Genomic DNA, 20,446 nt, shown 5'->3' with positions numbered 1-20,446 from the left:
CCGCAATCGCGGGGCTCTTCTTCGTTTCCGCCGGGCGCAGCGGCTGGTCAGGCGGCGTCTCCGACGAGCACGGCTGCGGCCTCGTCGGTCGCGTCCGCCTCGATCGCATCGACGTGGCGCAGGGCGCGCCGGCCGATCGCGAGCGTGGCCGTGGCGATGAGGACGGATGCCGCGGCGAAGACGTACGGGACCGGTGCGCCGAACGCGTGCCAGAGGAGTGCCGCGATGGGCGGCGCGGCGGCGCCGCCGAGGAATCGCACGGCGGAATAGGCCGACGATGCGACGGACCGGGGGAGGTCTGTCGCCTCCATGACGGACTCCGTCAGCACCGTGTTCATGATGCCGAGGAGGAGGCCTCCCACCACGATGGCAACGACGAGCGCGGCGGCGATCTCGACGAAGACGGCGGCGGCGAGGAGGTCGAGGGCGAGCAGCGGAAGCACGACGAGCATGACGCTCGTGCGGCGGAATCGCCGGACGAGGAGCGGCGCGACCCACACGCTCGTGATCGCGAGCGCGACGCCCCAGCCGAAGAAGGTCAGTCCGATGCCGAGGGCGCCGAAGCCGAGCGGGAAGGGCGAGAAGGCCAGCAGCACGAAGAAGCCGATGTTGTAGAAGAGCGCCGTCACCGCGAGGAACGCCAGGGCAGGTCGGCGAAGCGCCGTGAACGGCGCCGACAGCCGCACAGGTGTGCGCTTCTCGCCGGGGCCGCGCAGCAGGACGAGCACCGCGACGAAGGCGATCGCCATGAGGACGACGACGCCGAAGAACGGGCCGCGCCAGCTGATCTCGCCGAGGATGCCGCCGAGCAGCGGACCGATCGCGATGCCGAGGCCGAGCGCCGCCTCGTACAGCACGATGGCCGCACCGCTTCCGCCCGAGGCCGCGCCGACGATCGTCGCGAGAGCCGTTGAGATGAAGAGCGCGTTGCCGAGCCCCCAGCCCGCGCGGAAGCCGATGATGGCGTCGACGCTGCCGCTGAGTGCGCATAGCAGCGCGAACACGACGATGAGGGCGAGTCCCGTGAGGAGGGTGGCCTTGGCGCCGATGCGGCTCGAGATCCAGCTGGTGACGAGCATCGCGAGGCCGGTCACGAGCAGGTAGCTGGTGAAGAGCAGCTCGGTCTGCACGGGGCTCGCCTGCAGCGAGTCGGCGATCGCCGGCAGGATCGGGTCGACGAGCCCGATGCCCATGAACGCGACGACGCAGGCGAAGGCCACGGCCCAGACCTGCTTCGGCTGACGCCAGACGCTGACCTTTCCGTCGGAGCTCATCGCGCGAGCTCCACGGCCGCGGTCTTGCGCGAGAGGACGGCGGCGGTCGTGCGGAGCGCGTCCCACTCCTGCGCCGTCAGGTCTTCGAAGTGCGGGGCCAGAGCGGCCGTCAGCTGCACGAGCCACGTCGCGAGGGCCTCGAGGCCGAGCGGAGTCACGGTGACGACGGTCGCGCGTGAGTCCGAGGCATCCGTCGACCGCTCGATGAGACCGAGGTCGGCCATCTGGCCCACGAGGCGCGTCATGCCGGGCTGCGTGACCCGGCTGAGCTGCGCGAGCTCGCCGACGCGGAGCGGACCGCGATCGCGGAGGATGGTGAGGGTGCGCCACTGGGCGGACGGCGTCTCACTGCGGGTCTCGAGCGCGGCGACGCGGGTGAGCGCGTGCGCTGCGACGATGAGGGTCTCGATGTCTCTGTCGTGTGTCACGGGGCTAATAATACCCTAGGTATATATCGTAGGTATGCAATGCCTGGATGTCGCGCCCGCCCGGGCGCGCGCGGCGCGCCGACGCCTCTTGCGGCCATGCCTCCGATTTCCTAGATTGCGAAGGCCTTGAACCCGGGTCGCCGGGTCGGCACGCAGCGCCGGCGCCTCCGAGGGTGGACGGCGCGAGCAGGAAGGGGATCCGTCATGCCGGACCACGATCTGTCGGGCAAGCGCGCCGTCGTCACGGGCGGCGCGAGCGGCATCGGCCTCGCGTGCGCGCGCGAGTTCGCGCGGCGCGGTGCGCACGTCGTGATCGCCGACCGGAGCGGCGACGCGGCGCGGGCCGCGGCATCCGAGATCGGAGGAGAGGCCTGGGTCGTCGACCTCGCCGACACGCGCGCGCTCGAGATGTTGAGCCTCGATGCCGACATCCTCGTGAACAACGCCGGAATCCAGAAGGTCGCGCCGATCGAGGAGTACGAGCCCGAGACGTTCCGGCTGATCCTGCGGCTCATGCTCGAATCGCCCTTCCTCCTCATCCGTGCGGCGCTGCCGACGATGTACGAACGGGGCTGGGGGCGGGTCATCAACATCTCGAGCGCGCACGGGCTTCGGGCGAGCGCCTTCAAATCCGCGTACGTGTCGGCCAAGCACGGCCTCGAGGGACTGTCGAAGGTCACGGCGCTGGAGGGTGCTCCCCACGGTGTCACGAGCAACTGCATCGATCCCGCGTATGTGCGCACGCCGCTCGTGGAGAGGCAGATCGCCGATCAGGCCCGGCTGCACGGGATCCCCGAGAGCGAGGTCGTGGAGAAGATCATGCTGACCGAGACCGCCATCAAGCGTCTCGTCGAGCCCGACGAGGTCGCCTCTCTCGCGGGCTGGCTCGCCTCCGACAAGGCGGGCATGGTGACGGGCGCCTCGTACACGATCGACGGCGGATGGACGGCCCGATGACGGGGCACATCTACCGCACGATCGACGTGCCGGTCGCGGGCGGGGCGCTGCGCGTGGGCGTCTGGGATCCGGAGACTCCGGAGCTGGATGCCGATGGCGCCGACTCCCATGCCGCCTCGGTGCTGCTCGTGCACGGCGTGACGGCGTCGCACCTCGCGTGGCCGTTCATCGTCGAGGGGCTCCCCGGTGTGCGGGTCATCGCCCCCGACCTCCGGGGGCGCGGACGCAGCAACGAGGTCGACGGACCCGCCGGCCTTGCGGCGCACGCGGCTGACCTCGCCGCCGTGCTCGATGAGCTCGGCATCGAGCGGATCGTGGTCGTCGGGCACTCCATGGGCGCCTTCGTCGCCGTAGCGTTCGCGTACCTGTACCCCGAGCGCGTCACGCGGCTCGTGCTCGTCGACGGCGGCCTTCCGCTCGACGTGCCCGCAGGCCTCGACCCTGACGAACTCGTGTCGCGGATCCTCGGACCCACTGCGGCGCGGCTGTCGATGCGCTTCGCCGACGTGGGGGAGTACCGCGACTTCTGGCGCGAGCACCCCGCCTTCCACACCGACTGGACGCCCGAGCTCGAGCGGTACATCGCGTACGACCTCGTGCCCGACGGCGACCTGCTGCGTCCCGCGACGAGCTATCGGACGACGGTGGAAGACACCATCGACATGAACACCGGCACGATGCTGCCCGCGGCCCTGGCGGGGCTGCGGCATCCGACCCTCCTCATCACCGTGGCGCGTGGCCTCATGAACGAGCCGCCCGGCCTGTATGCGCCCGAGCCCCTCGCCCGGATTCTGGATGTCCGGCCGAGCATCGAACACGTCCGCATCGCGGACCGCAACCACTACACGATCGTGATGTCGCGGGCGGGGGCGGATGCCGTGGCCCCGCTGATCCTGCGCGAGCTCGCCGCCGCCGCCTAGCATCCCCTCCCTCCCCGCTTCCTCCCCCCGTCCCTCTTCCGGTCTCCCTCCCTCCGCCCCTGCCGCGAGAGGGCAGGAGTGCGCGTTCGCCGCGGCGTGTCGTGCGCATATCCGCCCTCTCGCGAAAAAGGAGAGGAGGGGAAGGAGGGGGGTCAGCGGGCGGTCGCGGCGATACGGGTCGTGAGCTGGTGAGCGTGCGCGAGCAGCGTGCGGCCGAGATCGGCCAGGCGATCGGGGCCGAACCGGAACTCGACGCCGGTGAGGCTCAGCGCCCACTGCGGGTGGCCCTCGCGCGTGAACACGGCGGCGCCCAGGCCGTACGAGCCCTCCACGATGAGCCCGGGGTTCAACGCATACCCGCGAGCGTGCGTCTCGCGCAGCCTCGCGCGCAGCCGCGGCTCGGCGTGGGCCCCACCCCACTGCGTGCCGAGCTCCGGGTGGCGCTCGAAGTAGGCGTCCACATCGTGGGACGGGAGGAAGGCGAGGATCGCCAGGCCCGCCGACGCGACGCCGAGCGGAAATCGCACCCCCTCCGACAGCACGAACGAGCGGATGGGAAAGCTCCCCTCCTCGCGCAGCAGACACACGGTCTCGTCGCCACGGCGCACCGAGAGGAACGCGCTCTCCTCCGTGCGCACGGCGAGCGACCGGACGATGTCCCGAGCGATCGCGGTGATGTCATAGCGGGATGCCGCGACCGTGCCCATCAGGTAGAGCTCCGGCCCCGGCATCCATCGTCCCGTCCTCTCGTCCTGATCGACGAGGCCCTCGTGGCGGAGCGCGGTCAGCAGCCGATGCGCCGTCGGGCGGGTGAGCTCCGCGCGGCGGGCGAGCTCAGCCACGGCGATCCCTTCGTCACCGGCCGAGGTCACGAGCCTCAAGACGCGAGCGGCGCGGGCCACGGATTGCGCGCCGGGCACGCTTCGATTCGATCTGGCGTCCACGATATGGACACTAAGGGTCGCGGCATCCACATGACAAGCGTCGCCGCGCCCCTGGCGCGCTGCGCGGAGCAGGATGGAAGGGCGCCCGCGCAGCGGCGGGCCGGCACGCGCGACGAAGGAGTGACACGTGATCGACAAGACCGTCGGGTCGGCGGCCGAGGCCGTCGCCGACATCCCGGACGGCGCGAGCCTCGCCGTGGGCGGCTTCGGGCTTTCGGGCAACCCGATCGCCCTCATCGAGGCGCTGCTCGCGCAGGGGACGACAGACCTCAGCATCGTCAGCAACAACTGCGGCGTCGACGACTGGGGGCTCGGCGTGCTCCTGAACGCCAAGCGCATCCGCAAGATGACGTCGTCGTACGTCGGTGAGAACAAGGAGTTCGAGCGGCAGTTCCTCTCGGGCGAGCTCGAGCTCGAGCTCACGCCGCAGGGGACGCTCGCCGAGAAGCTCCGCGCCGGCGGCTCGGGGATCGCGGCGTTCTACACGCAGACGGGAGTCGGCACGCAGGTGTCGGAGGGAGGCCTGCCGCGCAAGTACGACGGGCAGGGCGGCATCGCGATCGCGTCGCCCAAGAAGGACGTGCGCACCTTCGACCTCGACGGCGAGCCGCGCGAGTTCGTGCTCGAAGAGGCCATCGTGACCGACTTCGCCCTCGTCCACGCCCTCCGGGGTGATCGACACGGCAACCTCGTCTTCAACAAGTCGGCGCGCAACTTCAACCCGCTCGCGGCGATGGCCGGGCGCGTCTGCATCGCGCAGGTGGAGGAGCTCGTCGAACCGGGAGAACTCGACCCCGACGGCATCCACCTTCCCGGCATCTACGTGCATCGCATCGTCGAGGTCGGAACCGACATCGAGAAGCGCATCGAGCGCCGTACCGTCGCGGTCGCCCCGGCGTCCGATCGCGACCAGCCCGAAGGAGCATGACCATGGCACTGACCCGCAACGAGATGGCCGCGCGCGCCGCGCAGGAGCTCGGCGACGGCGCCTATGTCAACCTCGGCATCGGCCTTCCGACGCTCGTGCCGAACTACGTGCCGGAAGGTGTGACCGTCGTCCTGCAGTCCGAGAACGGCATCCTCGGCGTCGGCCCGTATCCGACCGAGGAGCACATCGATCCCGACCTCATCAATGCCGGCAAGGAGACCGTGACGACGCTGCCCGGCGCCTCATTCTTCGACTCGGCGACGAGCTTCGGCATGATCCGCGGCGGCAAGATCGACGCCGCCATCCTCGGCGCGATGCAGGTGTCGAAGTCCGGCGACCTCGCCAACTGGATGATCCCCGGCAAGATGGTCAAGGGGCCGGGCGGTGCGATGGACCTCGTGCACGGGGCATCTCGCGTCATCGTCCTCATGGAGCACGTCGCCCGGGACGGCTCGGCGAAGATCGTCGACACCTGTTCGCTGCCGCTGACGGGCCGCGGCGTGGTCGACCGCATCATCACGGATCTCGCGGTCATCGACGTGACCGATGAGGGACTCGTCCTCGTCGAGCTCGCCCCGGGCGTGACGGTCGACGAAGTCATCGCGGCGACCGAGCCTGAGCTCATCGTCCGCGTCGGAGAGAGGATCGAAGCATGAACAGGGATGATGTCGTCATCGTCGCGGCGGCCCGGACGCCGCAGGGCCGGCTCAGGGGACAGCTCGCATCGCTGACAGCGGTGCAGCTCGGCTCTCTCGCGATCAAGGGTGCGCTCGAGCGCGGGGGGATCCCCGCCGAGGCGGTCGACGCGGTGCTCGTCGGGCAGGTGCTCGCGGCAGGCGCGGGCCAGAATCCCGCGCGCCAGGCGGCGGTCGGTGCCGGCATCGGCTGGGACGTGCACGCGGGCTCGGTCAACAAGGTGTGCCTGTCGGGCCTCACGGCCGTGATCGACGCCGCGCGCATGCTCGCGCTCGGCGACGCGACAGTCGTGGTCGCTGCCGGCATGGAGTCGATGACACGCGCGCCGCACCTCTTGATGGGGTCGCGCGACGGCTGGACGTACGGCTCGATCGAGGTGCTCGACCACATGGCGTACGACGGGCTGACCGACGCGTACGACCGCGAGAGCATGGGCGCCTCGACCGAGCGCCACAACGACCGCTTCCACGTCGATCGCGAAGCTCAGGATGCCGTGGCCGCGAGGTCGCATCAGCGCGCGGCCGCCGCCACCGAGGCGGGCGTCTTCGACGCGGAGATCGTCCCCGTCGAGATTCCTCAGCGGCGCGGCGAGCCCGTGGTCGTGACGAAGGACGAAGGCATCCGCCCGGACACGACGGTCGAGACGCTCGGCGGGCTTCGCCCGGCCTTCGCCGAGGGCGGCTCGATCACGGCCGGGAATTCGTCGCAGATCTCGGACGGGGCATCCGCCGTCGTCCTGACGACCCGTGCGCACGCCGACGATCGGGGCTGGCCCGTGCTGGCCGTCGTCGGCGCCTCCGGCCAGGTCGCCGGCCCCGACAACTCGCTGCACGCGCAGCCGGCCCGAGCCATCCAGAAGGCCGTCGAGAAGCAGGGCATCTCGGTGGGCGACCTCGACTTCGTCGAGATCAACGAGGCCTTCGGCGCCGTCGTGGCGCGGTCGCAGGCAGAGCTCGGCCTCGCCGACGACGTCGTCAACATCCACGGCGGCGGAATCGCGATCGGCCACCCGATCGGCGCGTCCGGCAATCGGCTCGTCGTGCACGCCGTGCACGAGCTCATCCGCCGGGGGAGCGGCACCGCCGCGGTCGCGCTCTGCGGCGGCGGCGGCCAGGGCGACGCCCTCATCATCACCCGCTGACCCCGAGACGGCTCTCCGCCTCCCGGGCCGGCAGGGGGTAGCGTCGGGCGGGTGACGACGATTGCGAAGATCACACCGGCCGACCGCGACGATTGGCTCGAGCTCTGGCGCGGATACCTCGCGTTCTACGAGGCATCCGTCGCCGACGACGTCACCGAGTCGACCTTCGCCCGCATCGTCGCCGACGAGGAGCTCCACGGCGCGATGGCACGGGATGCCGAGGGCCGCGCGGTGGGGATCGTCCATTGGCTGTCGCACCCCGCCACCTGGACGGCGTCGACCTACACCTACCTCGAAGACCTCTTCGTCGCACCCGGCACCCGGGGCGGAGGAGTCGGCCGCGCGCTCATCGAGCACGTGAAGTCCTGCGCCGAGGGGGAAGGCAGCCACAAGGTCTATTGGCTCACCCACGAGACCAACGCCACCGCGCGGGCGCTCTACGACAAGGTCGCCACGAGCACGGGATTCGTCCATTACGAGATCCCGCTCGGGCGCTGAGCCCGGCGAGAGCTCAGACCCGCGCTAGGAGAGGCGGGAGTCCCGGTGCTCCCGGCGCACGCGGCGCTGCACGAGCTTGGCCTCCTTGCCGTGCACGGGCGAGTCGGGGCCGAGCACATGGCCACTCTCGGCGCGGCGCACGTCGACGATCGCGCCGATCGCCAGGGCCAGCGAGATGCCCCAGCTCAGCCACCCGAGCGCCACGCGCCACGTGAAGGGCGCATCGTTGCGGAGGGCGCGCAGCAGCGTGAGCCCGCCCGTGATCGCTCCGAGAAGGCCCGTGCCGAACAGGTACTTGCGCATGCCGTCCACGCTAGCGGGCGCGACGACATCCGTGCACTGACGCGGATGCCTCTTCCCGCCGAGCGTCCGGCGCTTTACCATATCGGCGCCCCCCGCGACATGCCCGAGGCGTCCGCGGGCCCGCTGTTAGCCTGGGTCCACTCATACGGAACCGGAGCGAATGTGTCACTGGCTGATCTTGTCGTCGTCGCGAACCGGCTGCCCGTAGACCGAGTCACCGACGCCGACAGCGGCGACGAGGACTGGCGGCGGTCTCCCGGGGGTCTGGTCACGGCACTCGAACCCGTCATGCGGCGCGCCGACGGCGCGTGGGTGGGATGGCCCGGCAAACCCGACATCGAGGTGGAGCCCTTCGAGTTCGAGGGCACGCACCTGGTTCCCGTGAGCCTCAGCGCGCAGGACGTCGAGGACTACTACGAGGGCTTCTCGAACGACACGATCTGGCCGCTCTACCACGACGTCATCTCGCCGCCGCGCTACCGGCGCGTGTGGTGGGAGGCCTATGTGCGGGTGAACCGGCGCTTCGCGGAGGCCGCGGCATCCGTCTCGGCGGAGGGTGCCACCGTCTGGGTGCAGGACTACCAGCTGCAGCTCGTCCCGCAGATGCTGCGCGAGGCTCGTCCCGACCTCACGATCGGGTACTTCCATCACATTCCGTTCCCCGCATACGGCCTCTATTCGCAGCTGCCGTGGCGCCGCCAGGTGCTCGAGGGCCTCCTGGGTGCCGATGTCATCGGCTTCCAGCGGGTGACGGATGCCTCGAACTTCGCGCGCGCCGTGCGCCGCCAGCTGCGCTACGAGACGCGGGCCTCCGGCATCCGCGTTCCACAGGCCGACGGCTCGACGCGCCTCGCCCTCGCGAAGGCCTTCCCGATCTCGATCGACGCCTCGTCGTACTCCGATCTCGCGGCGCGTCCCGACATCCAGGCACGCGCGGCCGAGATCCGTGAGGGTCTGGGCAACCCCCGGACGGTGTTCCTCGGCGTCGACCGCCTCGATTACACCAAGGGCATCCGTCATCGGCTCAAGGCCTTCGGCGAGCTCCTCGCCGACGGCCGCCTCGACGTCGAGCACGCGACCCTCGTTCAGGTCGCGAGCCCCAGCCGCGAGCGCGTCGGGGCGTACATGCAGCTGCGCGACGAGATCGAGCTCGCCGTCGGCCGAATCAACGGCGATCACGACACCGTCGGCCACACCGCCATCCGCTACCTGCATCAGGCGTACCCGCGCGAGGAGATGGTCGCGCTCTTCCTCGCCGCCGACGTCATGCTCGTCACCGCTCTGCGCGACGGCATGAACCTCGTCGCGAAGGAGTATGTCGCGAGCCGCATCGACAATCGCGGCGTGCTGATCCTCAGCGAGTTCGCCGGCGCGGCCGACGAGCTCGGCAGCGCCATCCGCATCAACCCGCACGACATCGGCGGTCTGAAGGACGCCATGATGCGCGCCGTGGAGATGCCCGCGACGGAGCAGGGCCGGCGCATGCGGGCGCTGCGACGCAAGGTGATCGAGAACGACATCGCCGCGTGGTCCCGCGCCTTCCTGTCGTCCCTCGACGACGTCCGCCGCACGAAGGAAGGCGCGGACGGATGACGGGGCTCGCCGCTGACGCGGACGCCGCCCTCGACGAGCTCGCCTCCACCGACATCCTCCTCGTGGCGCTCGATTTCGACGGCACGCTGTCGCCGCTCGAGAACGAGCCGATGGACGCCCGGATGCTGCCGGCCGCTCGCGACGCCGTCGAGGCGCTGACCGCCGTCCCCGCCACCGTCGTCGCGCTGGTGTCGGGCCGCAGCCTCAGCGACCTGAGGATCATCGCGGAGCACGGCGACGGCTCCCGGGTCTGGCTCGCGGGGTCGCACGGCGCCGAGTTCTGGGTTCCGGGCGAAGGCGCCGTCGAACCGGACGACGCGGGGGAGGACGTCGCCCTCCGCGATCGCCTGCGCTCCGGCGCCGAGGACGCCACCCGCGACCTCGACGGCGTCTGGATCGAACCGAAGACGTTCGGCTTCGGGGTTCACACACGCCGGGCCGATCCCGAGGCCGCCGAGGAGGCCAATCGCCTCGTCGACGACATCGTCGCCGCCGAGGTGCCGCACTGGCGCCGCCGCACGGGACACAACATCGTCGAGTACTCGTTCCGGCACGAGGGCAAGGATTCCGCCGTCGCGACGCTCCGCGCGCGCACGCGGGCCACCGCCGTGCTCTTCGCCGGCGACGACGTGACCGACGAGGACGCGCTGCGCAGCCTCGGCCCGGGCGATGTCGGCGTGCACGTCGGAACGGGGCGGTCCGCTGCCCGTGTGCTCGTGGACGACATCCCCGCGATGGCCGGGCTCCTGGCCGAACTCGCCCGCCGGCGGGCCGCCGTCCGCGGCTGAGCGCGCGGCGGCGGTCATCCGCGCAGGAATAGACTTCGAACCATGCCCCAGCCGTCTGCAGAGCACGAGAACGCGATCGACATCAAACCCCGCAGCCGAGTCGTCACCGACGGCATCGAGGCGACGACATCCCGCGGAATGCTCCGCGCGGTCGGCATGGGTGACGAGGACTGGGACAAGCCCCAGATCGGCATCGCGTCGAGCTGGAACGAGATCACGCCGTGCAACCTGAGCCTCGACCGGCTCGCGCAGGGTGCCAAGGAGGGCGTGCACGCCGGCGGGGGCTACCCGCTGCAGTTCGGCACCATCTCCGTCTCGGACGGCATCTCGATGGGGCACGAAGGCATGCACTTCTCGCTCGTCAGCCGCGAGGTCATCGCCGACTCGGTCGAGACCGTCATGATGGCCGAGCGCCTCGACGGCTCGGTGCTCCTCGCCGGCTGCGACAAGTCCATCCCCGGCATGCTGATGGCCTCTGCGCGGCTCGACCTCTCGAGCGTCTTCCTCTACGCGGGCTCGATCGCCCCCGGCTGGGTCAAGCTCTCGGACGGCACGGAGAAGGACGTCACGATCATCGACTCGTTCGAGGCCGTCGGCGCGTGCCTCGCCGGGAAGATGAGCGAAGCCGACCTCAAGCGCATCGAGTGCGCGATCGCGCCCGGTGAGGGCGCCTGCGGCGGCATGTACACGGCGAACACCATGGCCTCCGTCGCCGAGGCGCTCGGACTGTCGCTGCCGGGCTCTGCGGCGCCGCCGTCGGCCGACCGCCGTCGCGACTATTTCGCGCACCGGTCGGGCGAAGCCGTCGTGAACCTGCTGAAGCTCGGGATCACCACGCGCGACATCCTCACCAAGGAGGCGTTCGAGAACGCGATCGCCCTCGCGATGGCGCTCGGCGGCTCGACGAACGTCGTGCTGCACCTCCTCGCGATCGCTCGCGAGGCCGACGTCGAGCTCTCGCTCCATGACTTCAACCGCATCGGCGACAAGGTGCCCCACGTGGCCGACATGAAGCCGTTCGGCAAGTACGTCATGAACGACGTCGACCGCCACGGCGGCATCCCCGTGATCCTCAAGGCGATGCTCGACGAGGGCCTCATCCACGGCGACGCGCTGACCGTCACGGGCAAGACGATGGCCGAGAACCTCCGGGCACTGGACCCCGACCCCGTCGACGGAACGGTCATCCACTCGTTCGCCGACCCCATCCACGACAAGGGCGGCATCACGATCCTTCACGGCACGATCGCGCCCGAAGGAGCGGTCGTGAAGTCGGCCGGCTTCGACAGCGACGTGTTCGAAGGGCCCGCGCGCGTGTTCGAGCGCGAGCGCGCCGCCATGGACGCCCTCGAGGCCGGCGAGATCGCGGCCGGAGACGTCGTGGTCATCCGCTACGAGGGCCCCAAGGGCGGCCCCGGCATGCGCGAGATGCTCGCGATCACGGCCGCCATCAAGGGCGCAGGGCTCGGAAAAGATGTACTACTCTTGACGGACGGACGATTCTCAGGCGGCACAACCGGCCTGTGCATCGGCCACATAGCACCCGAAGCGGTGGACGCAGGTCCCATCGCCTTCGTGCGCGATGGTGATCTGATACGGGTCGATATCGCGGCTCGCACTCTCGACCTACTCGTCGACGAGGCAGAGCTGAGCTCCCGCCGGGAAGGCTGGGAGCCCCTTCCTCCGCGCTATACCCGTGGCGTCCTTGCCAAGTACTCCCGTCTCGTGCGCTCCGCCTCGGAGGGCGCCACCACGGGGTGACCGGCATCCCGACATCCTTTCCGTCTTCGAGAGACAAAGGTCCCATCATGTCCGCCGATTCCGTCGCGGCCGTCCCACGGCCGCCTGCCCGCACAACCTCCGCGCCGTCGCCCGTGCTCACGGGCGCGGAAGCCGTCGTCAAGTCGCTCGAGCTGCTGGGCGTCACCGACGTCTTCGGCCTCCCCGGCGGCGCCATCCTCCCCGTCTACGACCCGCTGATGGACACGTCCGAGATCCGGCACATCCTCGTGCGCCACGAGCAGGGCGCCGGGCACGCCGCCGAGGGCTACGCCGCGGCATCCGGTCGCACCGGCGTCGCGATCGCGACGTCCGGACCGGGCGCCACGAACCTCGTGACGGCGATCGCCGACGCCTACATGGACTCGGTGCCGATCGTCGCGATCACGGGGCAGGTCTTCTCGAACCTCATGGGGACGGACGCCTTCCAGGAAGCCGACATCGTGGGCATCACGATGCCGATCACGAAGCACTCGTTCCTGGTCAAGGACGCCGCCGAGATCCCCGCCGCCATCGCGGCGGCCTACGAGATCGCCAGCACGGGCCGGCCCGGCCCCGTCCTCGTGGACATCACGAAGGACGCGCAGCAGGCGTCGGCGCCGTTCGTCTGGCCGCCGAAGATCGACCTGCCCGGCTACCGGCCGGTGACGAAGGCCCACGGCAAGCAGATCCAGGCCGCGGCCCAGCTCCTCGCCGCCGCGAAGAAGCCGGTGCTGTACGTCGGCGGCGGCGTCATCCGCGCCCACGCGTCGGACGAGCTGCGCACGCTCGCCGAGACGACCAAGGCCCCCGTCGTGACGACGCTCATGGCCCGCGGCGCGTTCCCCGACTCCCACCCGCAGCACCTCGGCATGCCGGGCATGCACGGCACGGTCCCCGCCGTGCTCGCGCTGCAGGAGGCCGACCTCCTCATCGCCCTCGGCGCCCGGTTCGACGACCGCGTGACGGGCAAGGCGGCGCTGTTCGCGCCGAACGCGCAGGTCGTGCACGTCGACATCGACCCCGCCGAGATCTCGAAGATCCGCACCGCCGACGTGCCGATCGTGGGTGACCTGAAGGACGTGCTCGTCGACCTGGAGGGCGCCTTCCGCGGCGTCGCGCCGGAGGGCTCCGACATCGACGAGTGGTGGTCGTTCCTCGACGGCCTGCGCTCCGAGTTCCCGCTCGGGTACGCGCAGCCGAGCGACGGCCTCATGTCGCCCCAGTACGTGATCCAGCGCATCGGCGAGCTCACCGGCCCCGAGGGCGTCTACGCCGCCGGCGTCGGTCAGCACCAGATGTGGGCCGCGCAGTTCATCAAGTACGAGCGCCCCAACTCGTGGCTCAACTCCGGCGGCGCCGGCACGATGGGCTACGCCGTTCCGGCGGCGATGGGCGCGAAGGTCGCCGAGCCTGACCGCGTCGTGTGGGCGATCGACGGCGACGGCTGCTTCCAGATGACGAACCAGGAGCTCGCCACCTGCACGATCAACCAGATCCCGATCAAGGTGGCGATCATCAACAACTCGTCGCTGGGCATGGTGCGTCAGTGGCAGACGCTGTTCTACGACGGGCGCTACTCGCACACGAGCCTGAACACCGGCCACGGCACCGCGCGCATCCCGGACTTCGTCAAGCTGGCGGAGGCCTACGGATGCCTCGCGATCCGCGTCGAGAAGGAGGAGGACGTGGATGCCGCGATCCAGACCGCCCTCGAGACGAACGACCGCCCGGTCGTGATCGACTTCGTCGTGAGCGCCGACGCCATGGTGTGGCCGATGGTGCCGCAGGGCGTGAGCAACAGCTACATCCAGTACGCGCGTGACCACGCGCCGGCGTTCGATCAGGAGGCCTGAGCCATGTCGAGCCACGTGCTGAGCCTTCTCGTGGAGGACAAGCCCGGTCTGCTGACCCGTGTCGCGGGACTCTTCGCCCGTCGCGGCTTCAACATCGAGTCTCTCGCCGTGGGCGTGACCGAGGTCCCGGGCCTCTCGCGCATCACGGTCGTCGTCGACGTCGAGGGCCTCCCGCTCGAGCAGGTGACCAAGCAGCTGAACAAGCTCGTCAACGTCATCAAGATCGTCGAGCTCGAGCCCGCGGCATCCGTCCAGCGCGAGCACATGCTCGTCAAGGTGCGCGCCGACAATGCCAGCCGGTCGAACGTGCTCGAGGTCGTCAACCTCTTCCGTGCGCAGATCGTCGACTACGCCCCCGACGCCCTCGTGGTCGAGGTGACCGGCGACAAGGGCAAGGTCGAGGCCTTCCTGCGTGCGCTCGAGCCCTTCGGCATCAAGGAGCTCGCCCAGTCGGGCCTGCTCGCGATCGGTCGCGGCGGCAAGAGCATCACCGAGCGCGTCCTGCGCGGCTGACCACATCAAACCCCCGGCTCCCGAGCTTCGCGACGGGCCGAACCACGACCCTCGACATGCTCGGGGACCGCAGTAAGGAGAAACCGAAGATGGCTGAAATCTTCTACGACGCCGACGCCGACCTCTCGCTCATCCAGGGCAAGAAGGTCGCCATCGTCGGGTACGGCTCGCAGGGCCACGCCCACGCGCAGAACCTGCGCGACTCGGGCGTCGAGGTCGTCATCGCCCTCAAGGAGGGCTCGAAGTCCACCGAGAAGGCTCAGGACGAGGGCTTCGAGGTCAAGTCCGTCGCCGACGCCACCGAGTGGGCCGACGTCATCATGATCCTCGCGCCCGACCAGCACCAGCGCGGGATCTACAACGACTCCATCAAGGACAAGCTGGCCCCGGGCAAGGCGCTCGCCTTCGCACACGGGTTCAACATCCGCTTCGGCTACATCCAGGCTCCCGAGGGCGTCGACGTCATCCTCATCGCTCCGAAGGCTCCCGGCCACACCGTGCGCCGCGAGTACGTCGCCGGGCGCGGCATCCCCGACATCATCGCGGTGGAGCAGGATGCCTCGGGCCAGGCGTGGGACCTCGCGAAGTCGTACGCGAAGGCCATCGGCGGCACGCGTGCCGGCGTCATCAAGACGACCTTCACGGAAGAGACCGAGACCGACCTGTTCGGTGAGCAGGCCGTGCTCTGCGGCGGAATGTCGCACCTCGTGCAGTACGGCTTCGAGACGCTCACCGAGGCCGGCTACCAGCCCGAGATCGCCTACTTCGAGGTGCTCCACGAGCTGAAGCTCATCGTCGACCTCATGTGGGAGGGCGGCATCGCCAAGCAGCGCTGGTCGATCTCCGACACCGCCGAGTACGGCGACTACGTCTCGGGCCCCCGCGTGATCGACCCGCACGTCAAGGAGAACATGCAGGGCGTGCTCGCCGACATCCAGTCGGGTGCCTTCGCGCAGCGCTTCATCGCCGACCAGGACAACGGCGCGGTCGAGTTCAAGGAGCTCCGCGAGAAGGAGGCGCAGCACCCGATCGAGGCGGTCGGCAAGGAGCTGCGCGGCCTTTTCGCGTGGAAGCAGACCGACTCCGACTACACCGAGGGCTCGGCGGCGCGCTGACCTCGGCGTCCGTCGCGTAGACCAGCCGGGCACACCCGCACGGCTCTTTCCGGCCGTCGTCCTCCTCATCCGGGAGGGCGGCGGCCGGTTCTTCGTCGTGGCGCCGGCCCGCCGTTCGCGCTTATGCTCGCGGGAGGATCGCTCCGATCCGGGGGAGTACGGGCAAGGGAGCAGTCATGAACGTCGAGCCGTGGACCACGATCGCCGAAGGCGCCGAGGGGCCGGCCGTCACCGGCATCCAGTACCTCCTGCGCGCGCGCGGATTCACCGTCGCCGCGGACGGCGTCTTCGGGCCGCAGACGCGCGCGAAGGTCATCGATCTGCAGACCACCGACGGGATTCCCGCCGACGGAGTCGTGGGCCCCGTCACGTGGCCGAAGCTCGTCATGCAGACCGGTCCCGGCGCGTCGGGCGATGCGGTGCGCGCGGTCCAGCAGTTCGGCCTCGTCCGCTCGCCGGGTGACACCGAGCTCGTCGTCGACGGATCGTACGGCCCGGCGACGAAGGAGCGTGTCGAGTTCTTCCAGGAGTCGTGGGGGCTGACCCTCGACGGCATCGCCGGACCCGAGACGTGGTCGTTCCTCAGCACGCTCGTGCCGGGCCCGCGGCCCTGGCCGCTGGTCAAGCAGGGGTCGTCGCAGGCGACGAACTGGCGCGTGCTCGCGGCGCAGTACCTGCTGCGCGCACACGGCGCGACGATCATCCCCGACGGCATCTTCGGCCCGGGGAGCGGTGCGGCCGTCTCGGCGTACCAGCAGACGCTCCGGGCGACGGAGATCTCGTCCACCCTCGGTCAGCTCGATTGGCCCGCCATCATCGTCGAGGTGCGTCAGGGCGACACCGGCGAGGCTGTCAAGGCGCTGCAGACGCTCCTTCCCGGGGAGCTCACCCCCGACGGGGTCTTCGGTCCGGTGACGGATGCCGCGGTGCGCGAGTATCAGCAGATGTTCGCGCCTCCAGCCGACGGCATCGCGGGTCCCGTCACGTGGCAGTCGCTGACACTTCGGATCTTCGACTGAGGGTCATCCCTCCGCGCGCCGTCATCTCGCGAGGAACGGCTCGGTGCGGAAGTCCTCGGCATCCAGGATCGTCACCGTCGATTCCGGCACCTCGACGAAGGCGCCAGGGAGGTCGCTCAGGGGCTCCGAGACCACGACCCGTGCCCTGACCCCGAAGAGTCGCAGGCGCTCGTTGTCGGGGTACATCTCCTTGAGCGACATCATGTCGACCGAGTGGAAGAGGGTCCGCGAGCGGTGGGCGGTCGAGTAGCGGAAGGCCCACAGGGTCCGCCCGTCCGACACCGCGAACGTGCCCTGCACAGGATCGGGGATGCCGAGCCTCGCGCCCACCTCCTCCACGCGCCGGATCGCGCGGCCCAGTCCCCTCACGGGGTCCTCCTGCAGGCCGTGCGTGATGGCGAGGTGGAAGAGGACCTCGGAATCGGTCGTGCCGCGGATGAGCGGGAACAGCTCGGGGTCGACCTCCAGCATCAGCTCTCGCCGCATCCGGGCGAAGTGCGCGAGGCCGCCGTTGTGCATGAAGAGCCAGTGCCCGTGCCGGAACGGGTGGCAGTTGGTCTTCTGTATCGGTGGCCCCGCCGCTGCGCGCACGTGTGCGAGGAAGAGCGGACTCTCGATCGCCTGCGTGAGCTCGCGGAGGTTCTCGTCATGCCACGCCGGCTCGATGCTGTGGAACAGAGCGGGCGGAGTGGACGGCGCGGCATCCTCCCGGTACCAGCCGATGCCGAAGCCGTCGCCGTTCACCGTCTCGAAACCGAGCGGCGAATTCAGGGACTGCGCGACGAGCGAGTGCTTCGTCTCGAGGATCAGCGTGGACGGCTGCAACGGCTCACCCGTGTACGCCAGCCAGCGGCACATGCCACCACCCCCTGACACGGCGTCGGTGCGGTGTCGATTGCGAGGCTAGCGCTTCTGCCGCGCGCCGGGGCGTTCGCCGGCGCGCGGCGGAGTTCGCGGCGCCGGCGGCAGCGTTCGCCCGTTCTCGCGGGGATCGCCTCCCACGCGCCGATCCCCTTCGCGGGGCGTGGGAGGCACGCGCAGTACGCTGAATGACGTGACGCCCCGACCCGACGACGACGCCCTCACGTGGGACGGTGACGACGACCCCACGCTCGACGTCGGCGCGAACGCCCGGGCGGGCGACGATGCTCTCGACGAGGGGACGGATGCCGCGTCCCCGGCCTCGGACGCCTCGCGCCCGGCCGTCTCTCTTCCCGCGGGCTACACCGCCGTGGGCAAGGGGAGCGAGAGCCTCGCCGCGCGGCCCGGCGGCGCGTCCGCGGACGCCGAGTCGGCGGAGCGCGACGCGGACGCTGAGGGAGAGCCGCACGGCATGGGCAACGCGGCCCTCGTCGGGATCGGCATCTTCGCGGGCGTCTACCTGCTCCTCACGCTCGGGTGGATCCTCGGGGCGGCACGGCTGCAGCTCGTGGCGCAGCTCTTCCTCGAACCCGTCGCGTTCCAGATCACGCTGTGGCTCGCCGTCCTCGCGCTGCCGCTCTGGTTCGCGACCGTCTTCTGGCTCACGAGCGGCAAGCGGTCGTGGCTGCGGTTCACGCTCCTCGCAGCGGGGGCGCTCCTGCTGATCCCGTGGCCCTTCATCCTCGCGGGGGTCTTCCGATGAGCGCCGTCGAATCGAGCCGGCGTCTTCCGGTGCTTCCCGTCTGGCTGATCGCGACGATCGCCGGGGCCTTCCTCCTGCTCTACGCATACGTGATCTGGAATGCCCTCATCTTCCTCATCCAGCAGGCGAACGGCGTCGAGGGACTCACGGGCTACGGCTGGTTCGTGCTGCTGCTTCCCGTCGTGTTCCCCATCGTCGTGTTCGCGGGAGCCTTCGCGATCGGCTGGAAGCGCCGCGCGGCGCAGTTCGCCCTCGTGCTCCTCACGGGGCTCGGACTGGTCGCCGCGTTCTGGCTGAACATCTTCGCGTACGCCGCGGCGACCACCGCGCTCTACGGCGGCTGACCCTCACGAGCGTCACACGGTCGGGTTGCCCCGCATCGTCACGGTAGGCTGACACCGCCGGGCCCCGACGACGTGCGGCGCGGCACTTCCACCGCCTCTGCCGTCGTGCACCCGCCCCGAAGGTCTTCCGCTGTGTCCAAGCCCGTCGTCCTGATCGCCGAAGAACTCTCACCCGCAACGATCGACGCCCTCGGTCCCGACTTCGACGTGCGCAACGTCGACGGAACCGATCGTCCCGCCCTGCTCTCGGCCCTCGCCGACGCGCACGCCGTGCTCATCCGCTCGGCGACCAAGATCGACCAGGAGGCCATCGCGGCCGCTCCCGCGCTCAAGGTCGTCGCCCGCGCCGGCGTCGGTCTCGACAACGTCGACATCAAGTCGGCGACGTCGGCGGGCGTCATGGTCGTGAACGCGCCGACCTCCAACATCATCTCGGCGGCCGAGCTCACGGTCGGCCACATCCTGAGCCTCGCGCGGCACATCCCCGCCGCGCACTCCTCGCTCGCGGCAGGACAGTGGAAGCGCAGCTCCTTCACCGGCACCGAGCTCTTCGAGAAGACCGTCGGCATCTTCGGCCTCGGTCGGATCGGCGCGCTCGTCGCAGAGCGCCTCAAAGCCTTCGGTGTGCGCGTCGTCGGCTACGACCCCTATGTGACACCCACTCGCGCGCAGCAGCTCGGGGTCGAGCTGCTGTCGTTCGACGACGTGCTCGCACAGAGCGATTTCGTCACGGTGCACATGCCGAAGACGCCCGAGACGACCGGGATGATCTCCGCGGCGCAGCTGAAGCTCATGAAGCCGACGGCGTACGTCGTGAACGTCGCACGCGGCGGCCTCATCGACGAAGAGGCGCTCCTCGAGGCCCTCGGCGCCGGCCAGATCGCCGGTGCAGGTCTCGACGTCTTCACGAGCGAGCCGCCCAAGGCCGACAGCGCTGCCGCGCGGCTCGCGAGCCTCCCGAACGTCGTGGTGACGCCGCACCTCGGCGCGAGCACCGACGAAGCTCAGGAGAAGGCCGGTGTCTCGGTGGCCCGGTCGGTCAAGCTCGCGCTCGAGGGCGACCTCGTGCCCGACGCCGTCAACGTCGCAGGCGGTGTCATCGACCCCTTCGTGCGTCCCGGCATCGCGCTCGTCGAGATGCTCGGCCAGTTCTTCACGGGCCTGGCGCACTCGGCGCTCACGAGCCTCGACATCGAGGTGCGCGGCGAGCTCGCGGCCTACGACGTCAGCGTCTACCGCCTCGCGGCGCTCAAGGGGATCTTCACGAACATCGTGAGCGAGAACGTCTCGTACGTGAACGCGCCGCTGTTCGCCGAGCAGCGCGGCATCGAGACGCGACTCATCGTCGAATCCGACAGCCCCCTCTACCGCAACATCACGACCCTCCGCGGCACGCTGGCAGACGGCTCCACGCTGACCGTCGAGGGCACGCTGGCGGGGACCCGCATGGTGCCGAAGGTCGTCGGGATCAACGGCTACGAGATCGAGGTGCCGTTCGAGCGCCACCACATCGTCATGCGGTACGCCGACCGCCCGGGCATCGTGGCGATCTACGGCAAGGAGCTCGGCGACGCCGACATCAACATCGAGGGCCTGCAGGTCGCGCACCCCGACGCGAGCGGACGCGCGCTGTCGGTGCTGACGGTCGACTCGCCCGTGCCCGACGAGATCCTCGACGCGATGCGCGAGGCGACCGGCGCCGACCTTTTCCGCCAGATCGAGATCTCCGAAGTCTGATCTCGCGCCG

General features: G+C 70.1%; 21 protein-coding genes. 16 read left to right on the top strand and 5 right to left on the bottom strand.

The features are described from left to right. Positions 1 to 47: 47 nt before the first annotated feature. On the bottom strand, positions 48 to 1,274 hold the full coding sequence (locus tag ACSBPH_RS02650) for an MFS transporter (protein WP_442576070.1): 1,227 nt from the start codon (positions 1,272 to 1,274) through the stop codon (positions 48 to 50). Next, a complete protein-coding gene (locus ACSBPH_RS02645) occupies positions 1,271 to 1,702 on the bottom strand; it encodes a MarR family winged helix-turn-helix transcriptional regulator (RefSeq protein ID WP_442576069.1) in 432 nt (143 codons plus the stop codon). The genes ACSBPH_RS02650 and ACSBPH_RS02645 overlap by 4 nt, the downstream gene beginning before the upstream one ends. 204 nt (positions 1,703 to 1,906) lie before the next feature. On the opposite strand from ACSBPH_RS02645, the gene ACSBPH_RS02640 reads away from it, so the two are divergent. Next, on the top strand, positions 1,907 to 2,659 hold the full coding sequence (locus ACSBPH_RS02640; protein WP_442576068.1) for a 3-hydroxybutyrate dehydrogenase: 753 nt from the start codon (positions 1,907 to 1,909) through the stop codon (positions 2,657 to 2,659). Further along, positions 2,656 to 3,579, top strand: coding sequence for an alpha/beta fold hydrolase (locus ACSBPH_RS02635; RefSeq protein ID WP_442576067.1), 924 nt, complete (start codon positions 2,656 to 2,658; stop codon positions 3,577 to 3,579). Before ACSBPH_RS02640 ends, ACSBPH_RS02635 begins: the two co-directional genes overlap by 4 nt. 152 nt (positions 3,580 to 3,731) lie before the next feature. Here the strand turns inward: ACSBPH_RS02635 and ACSBPH_RS02630 are convergent, their stop codons facing one another. After that, the gene (locus ACSBPH_RS02630; protein ID WP_442576066.1) at positions 3,732 to 4,523 is read right to left on the bottom strand and encodes an IclR family transcriptional regulator; all 792 of its coding nucleotides are present in this window, start codon (positions 4,521 to 4,523) and stop codon (positions 3,732 to 3,734) included. 127 nt (positions 4,524 to 4,650) lie between these two features. Between ACSBPH_RS02630 and ACSBPH_RS02625 the strand changes: the two genes are divergently transcribed. Genes ACSBPH_RS02625 through ACSBPH_RS02610 form a run of 4 tightly spaced genes read left to right on the top strand, consistent with a single transcriptional unit; the run spans position 4,651 to position 7,786 of the window. Further along, complete coding sequence (locus tag ACSBPH_RS02625) at positions 4,651 to 5,451, top strand: CoA transferase subunit A (protein WP_442576065.1); 801 nt, start codon at positions 4,651 to 4,653, stop codon at positions 5,449 to 5,451. A 2-nt stretch (positions 5,452 to 5,453) separates the two neighbouring features. Then, positions 5,454 to 6,107 carry a CoA transferase subunit B gene (locus ACSBPH_RS02620; RefSeq protein WP_442576064.1) on the top strand — a complete coding sequence of 218 codons (654 nt, stop codon included), beginning with the start codon at positions 5,454 to 5,456 and terminating at the stop codon, positions 6,105 to 6,107. Then, positions 6,104 to 7,288, top strand: a complete 1,185-nt coding sequence (locus tag ACSBPH_RS02615) for an acetyl-CoA C-acetyltransferase (protein WP_442576063.1) — start codon at positions 6,104 to 6,106, stop codon at positions 7,286 to 7,288. Before ACSBPH_RS02620 ends, ACSBPH_RS02615 begins: the two co-directional genes overlap by 4 nt. Before the next feature lie 51 nt (positions 7,289 to 7,339). Continuing rightward, positions 7,340 to 7,786, top strand: coding sequence for a GNAT family N-acetyltransferase (locus ACSBPH_RS02610; protein WP_442576062.1), 447 nt, complete (start codon positions 7,340 to 7,342; stop codon positions 7,784 to 7,786). A gap of 24 nt (positions 7,787 to 7,810) precedes the next feature. On the opposite strand, the gene ACSBPH_RS02605 is transcribed toward ACSBPH_RS02610, so the two are convergent. Beyond that, complete coding sequence (locus ACSBPH_RS02605) at positions 7,811 to 8,089, bottom strand: hypothetical protein (protein ID WP_442576061.1); 279 nt, start codon at positions 8,087 to 8,089, stop codon at positions 7,811 to 7,813. A 162-nt stretch (positions 8,090 to 8,251) separates the two neighbouring features. Between ACSBPH_RS02605 and ACSBPH_RS02600 the strand changes: the two genes are divergently transcribed. The 7 genes from ACSBPH_RS02600 (at position 8,252) to ACSBPH_RS02570 (ending at position 16,731) form a co-directional block, all read left to right on the top strand. Then, positions 8,252 to 9,682, top strand: a complete 1,431-nt coding sequence (locus ACSBPH_RS02600) for an alpha,alpha-trehalose-phosphate synthase (UDP-forming) (RefSeq protein ID WP_442576060.1) — start codon at positions 8,252 to 8,254, stop codon at positions 9,680 to 9,682. After that, a complete protein-coding gene (gene otsB / locus ACSBPH_RS02595) occupies positions 9,679 to 10,470 on the top strand; it encodes a trehalose-phosphatase (protein ID WP_442576059.1) in 792 nt (263 codons plus the stop codon). The genes ACSBPH_RS02600 and otsB overlap by 4 nt, the downstream gene beginning before the upstream one ends. Positions 10,471 to 10,512: 42 nt before the next feature. Next, positions 10,513 to 12,231 (top strand): dihydroxy-acid dehydratase, encoded by a 1,719-nt coding sequence (ilvD, locus tag ACSBPH_RS02590; RefSeq protein ID WP_442576058.1) that lies wholly within the window; start codon positions 10,513 to 10,515, stop codon positions 12,229 to 12,231. Between the two features lie 47 nt (positions 12,232 to 12,278). Beyond that, positions 12,279 to 14,084: an acetolactate synthase large subunit gene (locus ACSBPH_RS02585; protein ID WP_442576057.1), complete on the top strand. Its 1,806-nt coding sequence runs from the start codon at positions 12,279 to 12,281 to the stop codon at positions 14,082 to 14,084. A 3-nt stretch (positions 14,085 to 14,087) separates the two neighbouring features. Then, complete coding sequence (gene ilvN / locus ACSBPH_RS02580) at positions 14,088 to 14,597, top strand: acetolactate synthase small subunit (protein ID WP_442576056.1); 510 nt, start codon at positions 14,088 to 14,090, stop codon at positions 14,595 to 14,597. Between the two features lie 89 nt (positions 14,598 to 14,686). Beyond that, complete coding sequence (gene ilvC, locus ACSBPH_RS02575) at positions 14,687 to 15,712, top strand: ketol-acid reductoisomerase (protein ID WP_442576055.1); 1,026 nt, start codon at positions 14,687 to 14,689, stop codon at positions 15,710 to 15,712. A gap of 176 nt (positions 15,713 to 15,888) precedes the next feature. Beyond that, positions 15,889 to 16,731 (top strand): peptidoglycan-binding domain-containing protein, encoded by an 843-nt coding sequence (locus ACSBPH_RS02570; protein ID WP_442576054.1) that lies wholly within the window; start codon positions 15,889 to 15,891, stop codon positions 16,729 to 16,731. A gap of 21 nt (positions 16,732 to 16,752) precedes the next feature. On the opposite strand, the gene ACSBPH_RS02565 is transcribed toward ACSBPH_RS02570, so the two are convergent. Next, positions 16,753 to 17,589, bottom strand: coding sequence for a class II glutamine amidotransferase (locus tag ACSBPH_RS02565; protein WP_442576053.1), 837 nt, complete (start codon positions 17,587 to 17,589; stop codon positions 16,753 to 16,755). A gap of 196 nt (positions 17,590 to 17,785) precedes the next feature. On the opposite strand from ACSBPH_RS02565, the gene ACSBPH_RS02560 reads away from it, so the two are divergent. The 3 genes from ACSBPH_RS02560 (at position 17,786) to serA (ending at position 20,436) form a co-directional block, all read left to right on the top strand. Beyond that, the gene (locus ACSBPH_RS02560; RefSeq protein WP_442576052.1) at positions 17,786 to 18,355 is read left to right on the top strand and encodes a DNA polymerase III subunit gamma/tau; all 570 of its coding nucleotides are present in this window, start codon (positions 17,786 to 17,788) and stop codon (positions 18,353 to 18,355) included. Next, on the top strand, positions 18,352 to 18,699 hold the full coding sequence (locus ACSBPH_RS02555) for a bacitracin resistance protein (RefSeq protein WP_442576051.1): 348 nt from the start codon (positions 18,352 to 18,354) through the stop codon (positions 18,697 to 18,699). Before ACSBPH_RS02560 ends, ACSBPH_RS02555 begins: the two co-directional genes overlap by 4 nt. 132 nt (positions 18,700 to 18,831) lie before the next feature. Then, positions 18,832 to 20,436, top strand: a complete 1,605-nt coding sequence (gene serA / locus ACSBPH_RS02550) for a phosphoglycerate dehydrogenase (RefSeq protein WP_442576050.1) — start codon at positions 18,832 to 18,834, stop codon at positions 20,434 to 20,436. Positions 20,437 to 20,446: the final 10 nt, after the last annotated feature.

It is taken from the genome of Microbacterium sp. F51-2R (genome assembly GCF_052180235.1).
Lineage (GTDB): Bacteria > Actinomycetota > Actinomycetes > Actinomycetales > Microbacteriaceae > Microbacterium.
Note: the sequence above shows the minus strand (reverse complement) of the source record. Positions and strands in the feature narration are given on the sequence as shown.